Below are 13,359 nucleotides of genomic sequence, written 5' to 3'. Positions count from 1 at the left end.
AAGGAGTAACGAGGCATGACATCTAGTTCAATCGAAGATTTGCGCTGGTGGCAGCAGGCACACCCGACCGAAGAAGAGCTATTGCAGAGTGGAGGCTTGCTGGTCGAGGATTGGCCCCATGCACGCTACGTAGTGAGGCTTTCACGCGCCTTATTTGAGGCGACGCGTCCTCTCCACAAGCTGGACGAGCATGCATGGCTCTTGCTGGAGCGGGCAGCCTTCCTGCATAACGCGGGCATGATGGTCGAAGAGCGTCAACACCATAAGCACTCTTATCGATTGATCAGGGCGGCGCGCTTGCCAGGATTTAGCGAGAGCGAACGGCACGAAATCGCCTGCATCGCGCGCTACCATCGCCGCGCGCTGCCCAGCAAAGAACACGAAGAGTTTGCCACCCTTAAACCATCGGCGCGCAAACTCGTCTCAACGCTCGCGGCGCTCTTGCGTGTAGCGGACGCGTTAGATTACAATCATGATGGTCGCGTACTGGGCCTGGTGGCCGACGAAGAGGGGTGTACGAAAGATATCTGGACGCTTGATCTCCGCGTACGCCCCCTGGCCGACCTTGACGAGGAGCTTATCCATGCCTATGCCAAGGCGGACCTCTTCGAGAAGGTATTCAAGCATAAACTACGCTTAAAAGTGCATGCGCAAGAGTGTTAGTCGTGCCGAGTACTATTTTATTGCATCCTTGCCTCATGCCTCAGCCTGTGCTGTGAGCACAATGGCCGCGCCGCAAGCCTGTGTTGGATGAATCCAGACGAGTGGGTGGGGCTGCTCTTGTGCTGTATAAATCACGCCGTGCGCATCGAGATAGCGCATGGCGGCGGGAAGGTCCGCCACCGCCAGGGTGATGCGGCAGAGGCTCTCGCCATATCGTTGCAGGTAAGCAGCGAGCGAACCTACTTCAGGGAGGCGCCCTTGCTGGTTCGCTGGATCGATATTTGTTGGAAGTGGCATCGCCAGCTCAAAGCTATGTCCCGATCCGCTGTTTTCTTCCCCTGCGAGGGGGAAAGAGACCAGGAGTGCATCCCACCCCTCATGCTCCCCGCCGAATTGGATGGAGGGTTCTAGCCCATAAATGCGTTGAAAGCGTCGAGTGGCCTCTTCAAGATTCTCCACGACAAGTGTCGTACTCAGAACCTTTAGCGCACCCAATGGATGAGTTGGCGGGTGCTGCCAGCCAGCCAGACGAAAGCGGCGCTCCTCGCCGGTGCTATCGTGCTGAATCAGGAAGGGATAGTGCTGGGTGAGGTCTGGGCGCTCAACGTCGGTACGCTGCCAGCCTCGGCTGCGACCCTCGGCACTATGAAGCGCGCCAGCATTGGGACCATTTACGGAGACGCCCCGTGCCCTCATGGCCTGGCTATCTGCCTCGATATCGTCTGAGCCAAGAACAAAATTGAGATAGCCATCGCCCTTTGCCAGTCGGTCGAGCATGCTTTGTTGCGCCTCTGCCGCCTCCTCAACCGAAATCAGCTCCAGGTAGGTATCCCCAATAACGATAATGCGGTTGGCGGTACCTCCAAAGGGATGGCGCCCCCCGCCACTGGCAAGCAGCCCCAGGGTCTGCTCAAAGGTTTGTGTAGCCTTCTCAAGGTCATTAACGCCGATAATGATATGGTCAATCCCTGTAAGCATAGTCGCTATTCTCCTAGAATAACGACAAAAGAAGAGGAGCAGGGCAACCTGCTCCTCTTCTTTTGTCGTTATAAGCTTTCTTAGCCGCGGGAGCGAGCAAGCTCGCGTGACTCGCGACGACCGGCCAGCGCAACCTGTTCTTTGCGCTTGCCGCCGAAGATGCCAAAGCCCAGTTCGCCGTGCTCCCAGATGACCAGCAGCATGCTGGCATTGAAGATTGAGGAGTAGGTACCGCTAGCGATACCGATCAGCAGCGTCAGGGTAAAGGTATGAATGCTGGTGCTGCTACCAAAGAGCGTGAGCGCCAGCAGGGTAAAGAGTACGGTGAGCGAGGTATTGAGTGAGCGAGCCAGGGTCTGTACCAGGCTGGCGTTCACCACCTGCTCAAAGGTCTCAGTTGTGCGGCGGATCATATTCTCGCGGATACGGTCGAACACCACGATGGTATCATGCACCGAGAAACCGACGACGGTCAGCAGTGCCGTGATGAAGAGGGCATCGATCTGGATATTGAAGAAGTGACCCAGGATCGAGAAGATGCCAACTACCACCAGGACGTCGTGCAGCATGGCGATGATCGCGCAGGCGCCATAGCGCCATGGGCGGCTCACCTTGCGGAACGAGAACCACAGGTAGAGCAGGATCGCCAGCGATGAGGCCGCGACCGCAAAGATTGAGTAGAGCTTGGTCTGATCGGCGACCGAGCCACCAACCGTCGAGCTATCGATCAACTGGACATAGATGCCTTTGTTGTAAAAAGCCTGCTGAACTTTCTCGATATCGCCAGTATTGGACTGGAACTTATTGCTGGTCAGCAGTGAGATGGCCTGCGTCTGGTTGTTGTTACCAATCACAGGTGCGTCTGCTGTTACTGCGGTCTTGTCATTGATCTTCAGACCGGTCGTGGCCTGGCTCAGCTTGGTGCTATCGGGTAGCTTGGAGAAGCCAGAGATCGAGACCATGCTGAAAGCAGGTTTACCATTTGAAGCGGCATAGTTGTCCTGGCGGAAATTCAACTGCTCGCCTGGAAACTGTTTCTGCACATTGCTCTTAATGGTATTCAGGACCGTGTTATCGATCTGCGGAGTCAGGCGAATCCAGGCCACGCGATCGGCGCGAATCTTCGGGTTCTGTGTGAAGTTGACCTGGACATCCTTCAGATTGAGTGGCTGAAGGATGTTCTTTACATCGGCTGTCGTCTGAATAGACTTATTGGGCAGGAGATCGACGCTACTACCGCCGCTGAAGTCAATGCCGACATTCAGGCCCCACATCAGCAGAGCAATGACGCCGGGAACGATGACCAGTAGCGAGGCGGCCAGGAATATAAAACGGTACTTAATCAGGTTAAACACGGCATCCTCCTCTAGACTGTGCCGTTACGGCGTGCAAGGGCCGCTTTGGGGGTGGCATTCCCCGGAAGCCCAAACAGCGCTGGATGGTTGATGACACCGGTCGGCACCAGCAGGTTCAGGAAGGTGCGGGTGACGGTGATGGCAGTGAACATACTGATCACAACGCCCAGGAACAGGGTGGTTGCGAAGCCAACGATGATCGTCGCGCCAAAGTTCGTACCGAAGATGTAGAGCACGGCGCAAGTGATCATGGTCGAGATGTTTGAGTCGCGAATAGAAGGCCAGGCGCGTTTCCAACCGATGTCGATGGCGGAGGCGAGGAGGCGCCCCTCGCGCAGCTCTTCCTTCACGCGTTCAAAGATGAGCACGTTCGCGTCTACGGCCATACCAATTGAGAGGACAAAGCCTGCGATACCCGCTAGCGACATCGTCACGCCAATCATCTTAAAGACGGCCAGGGTCAACAGTGAGTAGAGTATCAGGGCCACGTCGGCGAGAAAGCCGGGGAGGCGGTAATACAGGAGCATGAAGAGCATAACGATACCCAGGCCAATGGCACCTGCGATCAAGCTCTTGTAAATTGAGTCCTGACCAAGAGTTGCGCCAACGGTCGACTCACTGGCAATGTCGAAGGAAATGGGCAGGGCACCAATCTTTAGGAGCTGTACAAGCTGGTTGGCCTGATCAAGTGTGAAGCTTCCCGAAATTTGACCGTTGCCGGGCAACTGGCTCTGGATAACAGCGGACGAGATAACCTTGTTGTCCAGGGTAATCGTCATATACTTGCCGATGCTTTTGGCTGTGTAGGAGCTCAGGCGGCCTACCGCATCACCGCGCATGCCAAAGGTGATTACATACTGGCTGGTTTGCGGATCTTGCTGCACATTTAGCGAATTCGGGTCGAGATCGTTACCATTGAAGAGTGCCTTTGTGCTGCCATCGGCGTTAGCCGTCAGGGGCGCATCGTTTTGCATGGGGCTACTACCAGTGTCCCAGAACTCAAGCTTGCCTGTGCGCAGCAGCGACTCGACGTCTGCCTGCTGGTTGCCGCTGTTGTAGCCAGGCAGCTCGACCACGATGCTTTTCTGCCCGTCGAGCGTGGTCTGGGTGCGTACGACTGGCTCATTTACGCCCAGGCCCTTGTTCACACGTTGCTCGATCAGGTTGCGCGCGGTCGCCATCTCATTATCAGAGGGGTTCTGACCTGGCTTGGGGTTCAGCAGCACGCGTACGCCACCTTGCAGGTCGAGGCCCTGATGAAAAGTAAATGGATTGTTGATACCGTATAAGGGCTTTCCACCCTTCTGGCTCGCTGCGTTTGGCCAGAAGACCGTGTAGGCTGCGCCCGCGGCTAATAGGATGATTAAAAAGAGGAGTGTGAGTGTTCCTCGGCGCATATGTACTGTTTCCTCTCACTCAATGTGTGGTGATACGTTGAAGTCTGTGCGATTAACTGCCCATCTTCCACCGAGCGCAAATAAAAGCGTTCTTTACAATATTAGGAACGCAGACGCGCCTCTATTGGATACCAGTGAAGTATAGCATAGTTGATTGCTATTGCCTATCCTGTTGTTGTGTCTTTGTGCCCGAATACTTAAAAGGCTTTGGCTCTGGATTATCCCAATCTATACTCGGCAAATATCATAAAAATTGCAGGGTCTTCCCCCTAATGGGGAAATATGGCGCCAGCGACGAACACGAACGTCTCTTTGTGCTCGATATCAACCTATTATAGCAAAAAAAACCAAAGAAAGTCTGAGGGAAACCAACACCAGTCCAGGCGGCCAGGTGGAGCAAGCGCACCTGGCATGGGCCTGGAGAGATAGGAGTATGTAGACTAGGAGCTACCTGAGAGTACTATGCTTAGAAGTAGGGAGAAATCTCTACCTGAATTCAGGGGTAAAAGCCGTCTTCTAAAAGGAGCCACCGGAGAATGTGGCTAATAAACAATCTGAAAAAAGACTGTGTAAGAAGTGTAACAATAGTAGAGATCTCTTCGTAGTAACTTACGATATATCGTTTTTGGCTATTATTGACTACCAAGTTTTAAAGGAGCTGCTGCTTTTTATGGAGACTACTGTGCAGGGTGTTTCTGGTGCGCAAGCCAGTAGCCATGAAATTGTCATGGATGTCCGCGATATCACGAAAAGTTTACCGCTTGGACGTGAGCGGATTGAGATTCTAAAAGGGCTTAGTTTTCAAATTCAGCGTGGGGAGTTTGTCTCAATCGTGGGACCCTCAGGTTCTGGTAAGAGCACGCTCCTGGGAATTATCGCTGGTCTGGATAATCCAACGACAGGCAATGTGTTGATTGATGGCGTCGATATCGCGCGTATGACCGAGGGCAAACTGGCGGTGGTACGCAATCAGAAGATCGGCATGGTCTTCCAGGCATATAACCTGATCCCAACCCTGACGGCGCAGGAGAACGTCGAGGTGCCGCTCTACGTAGGCAAACATAAGGGTTCGCCCGCGGCGCGCGCCAAGGAATTGTTGGACCTGGTGGGTCTCTCGCATCGCCTGGGCCATCGCCCCAGTCAGCTCTCAGGTGGTGAGCAGCAGCGTGTCGCCATCGCACGCGCGTTGGCGGCTGATCCTCCCATTGTGATTGCCGACGAGCCAACGGGTAACCTGGACGCGCGTAATGGTGAGAAGGTGTTGGAGTTGATCGCCACGCTGCGCGACCAGACGGGCAAGACTTTTATTATCGCCACGCATGATCAGAATGTGGCCTCGCATGCCGGCCGAACCATACGTATCGTCGATGGGCTGATCGCTGAAATTGATAGCACCGGTGGGAGAATTGTGCAATGAAGGCCTCGATGTACTTTAATTACACCTCGCGCTCGCTGGTGCGAGGTGGGCAGCGTACGGTCCTGGCCCTCTTCTGCGTAGCGGTCGGTGTCATGGCGATTGTAGCCCTGCAACTGGTGGGGCTTATGATCAATAACGCCTTTACCAGTAACGTGCGCGATGCCAATGGCGGCGATATCGCCGTCACCTCCAATAACCAGCCCTTCAACGGGGATGACCTGAAGTTCTTTGATACGCTTAAAAAAGATAAGGTCATTAGCAACTATACCCCGGTTGTGAATTCGCAGGCCTCCTCTGGCAGCGGCTCGATCTCCCTGCGGCAGTCCTTCTCGGTCCGCGTCGTTGATCCCAAGGTCTATCCCCTGGGGACGCCGCTGAGCGTGAAAGACCCGAAGAACGCGACCGTTGTCGACCTGTTGCAGGATAAGCAGATCATTGTTACCCAGGCCTTTGTCGATCAGTATCACAAAAAGGTGGGCGACGAACTCGATGTGCGCGTGACCTCATCCGACCGCCAGGCGCGCGTGATTAAGACTAAGATCGCAGGCATTGTGGACAACAGTGGCGTGCTCTCCCAGGCGGGTAGCGTGGCGCTGATCTCCCTGGCCGATTATAAAGATCCTAACGCAAAGGTCGCGCAGACCTATGATACCGTCGACGTGAGTACCGTCGACAAGGCGCATATGAATGACGCGGCCAAAAAGCTGCGCGACAATTTCCCCATCGCGAATGTGCGCACTGTCGACGACGCCGTCAAAAATCAGCAGGCGACAATCGACAACATCCGCAAGTTCCTGGAGATCGCGGGTCTGCTGGCCCTGTTGATTGGTGGCGTGGGTATCGTTAATACCATGCAGGTCTTGCTTTCACGACGCAAGACCGAGATCGCCATGCTCAAGACGACAGGCTACCGGCGCTTTGATCTCTACCTGCTCTTCGGGCTGGAGGCAGCGCTGCTGGGCCTGGTTGGTGGTGTGCTTGGTGCTGCGGCCTCGATTGGTGTGAGCTACCTGGTGCGCAACATCGTCCAGAACACCTTCCTTTTGAATATTCCCTTTATACTGGACTACACAACGATTGTGGGTGGCGTGATCATAGGTGTTGCGACCTCGCTCATCTTTGGCCTCTTGCCTATTGTCCAGGCAGCGAATATTCGCCCGCTCAACGTCATTCGTGACCTGCCCGAGGGGAAAGGCGCGGGGAGCCTGGTCCTGACCGTCTTCCTGCTGCTGGTGCTCTCGGTGCTTTTCTGCGCCCTCTCGATTGTCATCCTGAACAATGACATCCGGCTGGGCATAGGCGTGGTCTATGGCACCTTCATCTTCCTGGCTCTGCTGAGCGTCTTCTTTGGCCTGATTGTCTGGTTTATCAGTCGGCTGCCTGTGCCAGAGCGCTTCTCCGTTGGCTACCTCTCTTTGATCGTCTTGGGAGTGGCCTTTGCGCTCTTCCTGTACTGGGTCTTGCCCAACTACCTGAACTTCCCTTACTTGCAGACGTTTGGCCTGATCTTCCTGGTCATCTCGCTGCTAGGCTTGCTGGTTGTGGTGTTGCCGCGTACGTGGAAAGCGAATGTCAAAATGGCGCTGCGCAACATTGGTCGCCAGCGTGCGCGCACAACGACTACCATGCTGGCGCTCTTTGTGGGCATCTTTACCATTGGCCTGATCTTGATCCTGGGCCAGGACCTGCGTGACCAGGTCAATGATGTCATCTCCAAGACGCTGAACTATAACGTGGTCTCGATCACTAGTGGCAATGATACACAGAAATTGCAGGATAAGCTCTCAAGCTTGAATGGACTCTCCAGCTATCAGCGCCGTACCCTGGCCTCAACCGTGCCGGTGGCAATCAATAACAAGCCGCTTCAGGAGATCTTGCCTAGCGAAGGCGATAAGGCCAAGTCTGGTCCGGGTTCGCTGGGCAGAGGTGGCGCGCTCTACTTCCTGAGCGGAGTCGAGGGCTACGATGTGGGAAACAACCAGTTCCCTAGTACCAAGGATCTGCAGATTATCCAGGGGCGCAACCTGAACGCCAGCGATGAGGGAACGGACAATATTCTGATCGCCAGCGAGCTGGCCAACCTGGACCCCTTCCACTTGAAGATTGGTGACAAGATTACCCTGGCGGGCCAGGATCGTGTCAGCATCAAAACCGTCACGGTCGTGGGCGTCTACCAGCAGAGTAGCCTGGGTGGGAGTCTCTACCCGCTATTGGGGACGCGCAACAGCGTCAAGGCGCTCTCGCCAGGAGGCGTCGAGCAGTCGGTTTTCTACATGAAGATCGATGCCAACAAGCTCAATAGCGCGGTAGATGCCATGGGCAAGACAGTTCCTAACGCCTTCGTGCTCAACCTGGCGAATATCAGCGATTTCGTCGATCAATTGCTGAACGACATCCTGCTCACGTTGACGACTATTGCCTCTCTCTCGCTGGTGGCAGGCGTTATTATCATCGCTAACGCGGTGGCGCTGGCTATGCTGGAACGCAGGCGCGAGCTGGGCATTCTCAAGTCGGTGGGCTATACCAGCAGTTCGATTCTTAGTGAGGTCATGATTGAGAATGGCGTGGTAGGTGGCACGGGTGCGCTGCTGGCCATGCTGCTTGTCACGGGCGCGATCAGCGTGCTGGGCGCGCTGGCCTTTGGCGCGACCTTCGGCGTAAGCGTGCCAATGGCGCTGGCCCTGATCCTGGGTTCGGCGGCACTGGCTATGCTCACCTCGGCCATCGTGGCCTGGGGCGCAGTACGAGTGCGCCCACTCGAAGTATTGCGCTACGAGTAAAGAGAGCCTATAACTTCTGGTAGAGAATATGATGCGACCCGGTAGCCTCAGACTACCGGGTCGCATCATATTCTCTACCAGAAGTTATATTAGCTTAGAGGGGAAGCGCTAGCAGCGGAATCTCCATCTCTTCGGGGGTCAGGCCGCCATGATGGCCCTGGAAATGCATATCGAAGGTCCCCTGCTCATACCACCAGACGGTCTCATGCTTGTAGGGAAGGATCACTACGTTGCCCAGGCGCGACAGGAGCGTCTGCGATGGGGCGCGCAGGCCAAAGAACTGCTGCGCGATCAGGCTGGCGACGGGATAGACCTCGGCCTTGTCCGCGAGATGCTGGCGTAGCAGAGTAACAACCTCATCGACATAGGGTTCTTTCACATGCAAGAACATATCTCGCGGCGAGCCAGCAGGAATGAGCAGGCGTCCCTGGTGATTCGTCTTTAAGTAGCGTATGAGCTGAGGGAGCCGCTCATTAAGGTAATAGGTTGTACGTGGATTGACCTGCGTCTGACCATGGTCGGCGCTCAGGAGGAGCAGCGTGCGAGGTGAGTGCGAGGCCACGCGCTGGTAGAATTGCTCCATCTGCTGCATGAAAACGTCAATTTCCCGCTCGACCTGGGGTGAGAAGGGTCCATAGTTATGGCTGGCTGTATCGATGCGATCAAAGTAGAGAAAATAGTAAGTCGGCGCGGTAGGCGGCTGAACGAGCAAGTCTGCCAGTCCCCCTAAGGCTTCCTGGATGGTTGTATAGGGATGAACTTGTGCGCCACGAAAGACGATATCGGAGTAGGTTGAAGGCGTATATGCCTGATATTGAAAGATATGTGAATTGACGCCCTCGTCCTGTAACGACTGGTAGAATGTCTGGCGCGGGAAGAAGGCCGTTGCCGGTACCGAGGCGCGTTTGAGCGTATCGCGCACAACCTTGTCATCGGCATAGGAGAAAAGCAGGGGCGAGATGATGTTATCGACCAGCGGCTCATAGTAGTGCCACTCATAGACGCCGCTCTGTCCGACCTCCAGGCCGGTGTGAATACAGGTCACATGCGCGGCGGTTGTCGAGGGGAACTGTGAGGTAAGCTTGGAGACGACGCCAGAGGCCTGAGCCGTTTTGAGAAAGGCATAGCGCTCCGCGTGGCGTTTGAAGAGATGCCAGCCAAAGCCATCGACAAAGAGGAATACGACCTGCTCATAGCGCGTAGGCAAGTTATGGAGGATATCCGCTGGCAAGGCCATGGGCGTTGTCCCGGTTAGCAGCGAGCGAATGGTCGCGGGCAGATAAGCGAAGCAATAGGAGCCATAGCACGGTTTGACGAAGCGCTGAGAGAACTTCGACTGACTGACCGCTTTAATTGAGGCTGTGTTGAGCATGGCTGAACCTGTACTTCCTCTACTAGCTCTAGGCTCTTATTTCGAAACCCAACGTCACTTTCGTGACTAGCGCTTCGCGCTCAGGATTTCGGATAAGCAGTAGACAGAGATTCCTGCAAACTCGATGCAGGTTGGCAAACGTGGTCTGCTGTCTGCTTAACAGTATATCATGAAAAACTCTTCTATCAACTCCACAATTGGAAAAAGGTGTGCTCTAGATATCATATTATTTAATAGGGAGTTAAATAATTATTGATGCAATAAAAGATATCATGGCAGGTTTAAGGATGTGCTGGCTTGAGGCTTTGACCTCAAGCCAGCACATCCTTAAACCTGCGAGCACCGCAGGCGCGAGAAATAGGCGCCAGATGATGGAGCAAGAGGTATATGTGTGTTTTGCACATATACCTCTCTCGTTTTTGCACTGAAGTAGAGATTTATCTAGAGGCACATGAGAAAGGGTGTGCGAGACGTTGCTGGCGCGTTTGCTTGTTCGTCGGGAGAAGTGTCCAGCCTATTGGACGCTCTATCTAGCTTATACTATCTGTCTCTTGCGCGGGAAAAATAGAAAATAAAAAATGTCGGAGTCTCGCGTCGTCTCAAAGAAAGTCTTATTGCGGTGAAACTACAACGTGCTGATCTCGCCATTCTTCTGGCCAGTGTCCTCTGGGGACTAAATTTCTGTACTGTAAAAATTCTTGTGATGTATCTACCTCCTCTGCTAGTGGGTTTTCTGCGCTTTTTTCTCTCTACACTTGTCATGATGGCGATGTTGAAGTGGATGGAAGGGAATGTGAAGGTTGCCTGGAGAGATTTTGGCGCGCTGGTGGTCGCGGGTATGCTGGGCTTTGGGGCGCAGCAGATTTGTTTTCTCTATGGATCGTACTTCGCTGAGGCCTCGATGGGGGCGCTACTAAGTGCCTTTACCAGCGCGATTATGACGCTTGTAGCCTCGCTGGTTGCGCGTGAGCGTATGACAGGCCTGATGATTGGGGGCCTGCTCGCGGCCTGCGGCGGGATGGTGCTGGTCGTATTAGGGAAGGGAAGCCTGGGCGCGATTACTCCTGCGAGCTGGATTGGCCTGGGCCTGTACTTTGTGGCGGGTCTCTTGAGTGGATTGATGCCCCTGCTGACGCGGCGCTCGCTGACGCGTTATTCATCCTTGCGGGTCACGACCTGGACGCTCTTCGTGGGCGGTGTATTCTTCATTATTCCAGGAGGGATGAACGTACAAAATGCACATATAAGTGTGTTGCCCCCGGTGGTTATTCCCGCGCTGCTCTTCACGGCGATTGGGGCGACGGCGGTGACCAATATGTGCTGGAACTATGGTCTTGCGCGCGTGGGCGTGGTACGCCTCTCCATCTATGGCTATCTCCCTTCAATTCTGGGTGTGCTTATGGCTGCTGCACTCCTCGGCGAGATGCTTACACCAGCCCAATGGTTGGGCACAGCCTTAACAATGGGTGGCGTCCTGGTTTCACAGATCAAAGGCCTGGATATACGCAAGTTTGGCAAGTCGCTCTTCTCCAGGAAGGAAGAACTTGCCCTCCTGGTGGATGAGTATGCAGGGGGCGATTAAGCTGCTTATAGCAGTAACGAGAAGGAGGGGTGCAGACTGCACCCCTCCTTCTCGTTACTGCCCCTTCTTGTGATGCGACTCCTTGTGGTGTTTCATCACGGTACGAGCGGCTACCTCTTCGGCGCGGTCGCCGTAGCGGCCACTCTTCTCGGCAGATTCTTTAATGTGTTCATACTGGCGCTGTTCTTTTGCGCCAACACCCTTCAAAGGTCTCTTCTGAGGCATTGTGCCACCTCCTCGTAGCGTAAGGCCCCTGTGTGGGCCAGGGCTATTAAACGAGGGCGCTTACCGTTTACTACACCTCGGCGCGGCGATAGCGACGCCGGCGGGTCAGACCATAGGTCAGAAGGTGCCAGAGGGCGACCAGAATGATGGCGCCCAGTAGCGCCCGGAAAAGGGGTACACCAAACAACACGAAATCGCCGATGCCAGTGATGACAATTACTTGTGTCATCAGCCAGATGCCAACAAGAGCGGCGATAATGGCGCCCACAATCCCTAAAGGAAGGCGCCAGCCAACAATATATTCAGCAACGAGACCGACAATGGCGGCGATAACCAGGTAGAGAATGATATTCCAGCCAAAGCTCCAGACGTTGTCCCCAAGGCGGATCGTAATACCATCCGCCAGCACAAACAGGGATGCTAACATAAGTGACCTCCTTGTATGCATAACGACGCGATGTAAATCATTGAAAATGCCTCAATATCAATGCTTAGCTATATTACGGAGTAACGTGCGTTCTTGGTTTCAATTGGCTGAGATAGTCCTTCGCACCAGCGGCGCTCAGAGGAAAAAGGGGTAGGGTCCAAACTGGCAAGAATAGGGGACGTGTTGGCGCGATGAGTGTGATTAATGGTATGCTTGAAAACAAGATTTCACTCATCGTCCTCATCATCAGGAAACGAAAGGTATTTATTGCGCATGGCAGACGGTAAACAGGGGTTGTTGCGGAAGCAGGGATTGGGAACAGAGGAGTTACAGGAGATCGAGCAGCTCGCGGCACAGTGTGAGCAGTATGGGCAACTGGAGATGAAGCTAAATTGGAATGTGCTACGCGAGCGCCCTGCAGGCGAGACAAACGACTTTCTCTACTATGAACAGGGCCGGCTTGTGGGCTACCTGGCGCTCTTCTGCTTTAATTCGCAAGAGGCCGAAATAAGTGGGATGGTGCATCCGGAATACCGCCAGAGAGGTATTTTTCGCACATTATTCCAGGCGGCAACCCAGGAGGTGCGTCGTCGCGGTGTTCCACAGATCCTCTGTATTGTTGAGCACAAATCGCAAGCAGGCCAGGCCTATATTCGGACGCTTGACACACGCTTCCATCATGCCGAATACAAAATGGTGCTACAAGAGCCACGCCTGCCGGGCAAGAGCATTGAGGGGCTGACCTTTAGACAGGCCCAGCCGGAGGATGGCATGCTCCTGGCGCATATTACGGCGGTGGCCTTTGATATGCCGCGTAGTGAGGTAACCTGGTATAGCCAGGGAAATGGGAGTGTAAATTCCAGGCGCCCATCCTATCTAGCGCAACTGCGCGATGTCTATATTGGGAAACTGGATGTCTCGCTGGGTGAGCAGGAAGCCTATATTATTGGCTTTGGGGTGTTGCCAGAATTCCAGCACCGGGGCTATGGGCGCCAGTTGCTAGCCTATGCCATCCAGGAGACGCTAAAGCGTAATCCTGGGCGTATTGTGTTGGAAGTCATGACGGAGAACCAGGGGGCGCTCTCGCTCTACCAGTCCTGCGGCTTCCAGGTCGTCACCAGTTATGACTACTATAGCTATCCAGTCAGCCGCTAAATTGTAGG

11 protein-coding genes are annotated in these 13,359 nt (G+C 54.5%); 5 read left to right on the top strand and 6 right to left on the bottom strand.

What is annotated here, in order from left to right:
- The first annotated feature begins 15 nt into the window (after positions 1-15).
- Positions 16-663, top strand: a complete 648-nt coding sequence (locus KRAC_RS23165) for a hypothetical protein (protein WP_052568532.1) — start codon at positions 16-18, stop codon at positions 661-663.
- 33 nt (positions 664-696) lie between these two features.
- Here the strand turns inward: KRAC_RS23165 and KRAC_RS62310 are convergent, their stop codons facing one another.
- The 3 genes from KRAC_RS62310 to secD all read right to left on the bottom strand — a co-directional run bounded on the left by KRAC_RS62310 (position 697) and on the right by secD (position 4,393).
- The gene (locus tag KRAC_RS62310) at positions 697-1,641 is read right to left on the bottom strand and encodes a VOC family protein (protein ID WP_007911301.1); all 945 of its coding nucleotides are present in this window, start codon (positions 1,639-1,641) and stop codon (positions 697-699) included.
- Between the two features lie 80 nt (positions 1,642-1,721).
- A complete protein-coding gene (gene secF / locus KRAC_RS62305) occupies positions 1,722-2,996 on the bottom strand; it encodes a protein translocase subunit SecF (RefSeq protein WP_007911300.1) in 1,275 nt (424 codons plus the stop codon).
- Positions 2,997-3,007: 11 nt separating this feature from the next.
- Positions 3,008-4,393 (bottom strand): protein translocase subunit SecD, encoded by a 1,386-nt coding sequence (gene secD / locus KRAC_RS23150; RefSeq protein WP_007911299.1) that lies wholly within the window; start codon positions 4,391-4,393, stop codon positions 3,008-3,010.
- A gap of 670 nt (positions 4,394-5,063) precedes the next feature.
- Between secD and KRAC_RS23145 the strand changes: the two genes are divergently transcribed.
- Together KRAC_RS23145 and KRAC_RS23140 are read left to right on the top strand one after the other, a co-directional pair.
- Positions 5,064-5,810 (top strand): ABC transporter ATP-binding protein, encoded by a 747-nt coding sequence (locus KRAC_RS23145; protein ID WP_052568529.1) that lies wholly within the window; start codon positions 5,064-5,066, stop codon positions 5,808-5,810.
- Entirely contained in the window at positions 5,807-8,590 is a 2,784-nt protein-coding gene (locus KRAC_RS23140; RefSeq protein ID WP_007911297.1) for an ABC transporter permease, read from the top strand. The genes KRAC_RS23145 and KRAC_RS23140 overlap by 4 nt, the downstream gene beginning before the upstream one ends.
- A gap of 94 nt (positions 8,591-8,684) precedes the next feature.
- Here KRAC_RS23140 and KRAC_RS23135 read toward each other — a convergent pair whose 3' ends face one another.
- Positions 8,685-9,962 (bottom strand): alkaline phosphatase family protein, encoded by a 1,278-nt coding sequence (locus KRAC_RS23135; protein ID WP_007911296.1) that lies wholly within the window; start codon positions 9,960-9,962, stop codon positions 8,685-8,687.
- 619 nt (positions 9,963-10,581) lie between these two features.
- On the opposite strand from KRAC_RS23135, the gene KRAC_RS23130 reads away from it, so the two are divergent.
- Positions 10,582-11,544 (top strand): DMT family transporter, encoded by a 963-nt coding sequence (locus tag KRAC_RS23130; protein ID WP_007911293.1) that lies wholly within the window; start codon positions 10,582-10,584, stop codon positions 11,542-11,544.
- Between the two features lie 54 nt (positions 11,545-11,598).
- On the opposite strand, the gene KRAC_RS73840 is transcribed toward KRAC_RS23130, so the two are convergent.
- Positions 11,599-11,769 (bottom strand): hypothetical protein, encoded by a 171-nt coding sequence (locus KRAC_RS73840; RefSeq protein ID WP_007911291.1) that lies wholly within the window; start codon positions 11,767-11,769, stop codon positions 11,599-11,601.
- Positions 11,770-11,839: 70 nt separating this feature from the next.
- Entirely contained in the window at positions 11,840-12,196 is a 357-nt protein-coding gene (locus KRAC_RS23125; protein ID WP_007911285.1) for a hypothetical protein, read from the bottom strand.
- A gap of 273 nt (positions 12,197-12,469) precedes the next feature.
- Here KRAC_RS23125 and KRAC_RS23120 point away from each other — a divergent pair, with 273 nt between their 5' ends.
- Positions 12,470-13,351: a GNAT family N-acetyltransferase gene (locus tag KRAC_RS23120; protein WP_007911284.1), complete on the top strand. Its 882-nt coding sequence runs from the start codon at positions 12,470-12,472 to the stop codon at positions 13,349-13,351.
- The last annotated feature ends 8 nt before the right edge of the window (positions 13,352-13,359 follow it).

The organism is Ktedonobacter racemifer DSM 44963 (assembly GCF_000178855.1).
Classification (GTDB): domain Bacteria; phylum Chloroflexota; class Ktedonobacteria; order Ktedonobacterales; family Ktedonobacteraceae; genus Ktedonobacter; species Ktedonobacter racemifer.
This window is presented reverse-complemented; position numbering and strand designations above follow the sequence as displayed.

Excerpts from the sequence above, each read along its gene's own strand:
- KRAC_RS23165 (WP_052568532.1), top strand. The coding sequence starts at position 16 with ATGACATCTAGTTCAATCGAAGATTTGCGCTGGTGGCAGCAGGCACAC.
- KRAC_RS62310 (WP_007911301.1), bottom strand. The coding sequence starts at position 1,641 with ATGCTTACAGGGATTGACCATATCATTATCGGCGTTAATGACCTTGAG.
- secD (WP_007911299.1), bottom strand. The coding sequence starts at position 4,393 with ATGCGCCGAGGAACACTCACACTCCTCTTTTTAATCATCCTATTAGCC.
- KRAC_RS23145 (WP_052568529.1), top strand. The coding sequence starts at position 5,064 with ATGGAGACTACTGTGCAGGGTGTTTCTGGTGCGCAAGCCAGTAGCCAT.
- KRAC_RS23140 (WP_007911297.1), top strand. The coding sequence starts at position 5,807 with ATGAAGGCCTCGATGTACTTTAATTACACCTCGCGCTCGCTGGTGCGA.
- KRAC_RS23135 (WP_007911296.1), bottom strand. The coding sequence starts at position 9,962 with ATGCTCAACACAGCCTCAATTAAAGCGGTCAGTCAGTCGAAGTTCTCT.
- KRAC_RS73840 (WP_007911291.1), bottom strand. The coding sequence starts at position 11,769 with ATGCCTCAGAAGAGACCTTTGAAGGGTGTTGGCGCAAAAGAACAGCGC.
- KRAC_RS23125 (WP_007911285.1), bottom strand. The coding sequence starts at position 12,196 with ATGTTAGCATCCCTGTTTGTGCTGGCGGATGGTATTACGATCCGCCTT.
- KRAC_RS23120 (WP_007911284.1), top strand. The coding sequence starts at position 12,470 with ATGGCAGACGGTAAACAGGGGTTGTTGCGGAAGCAGGGATTGGGAACA.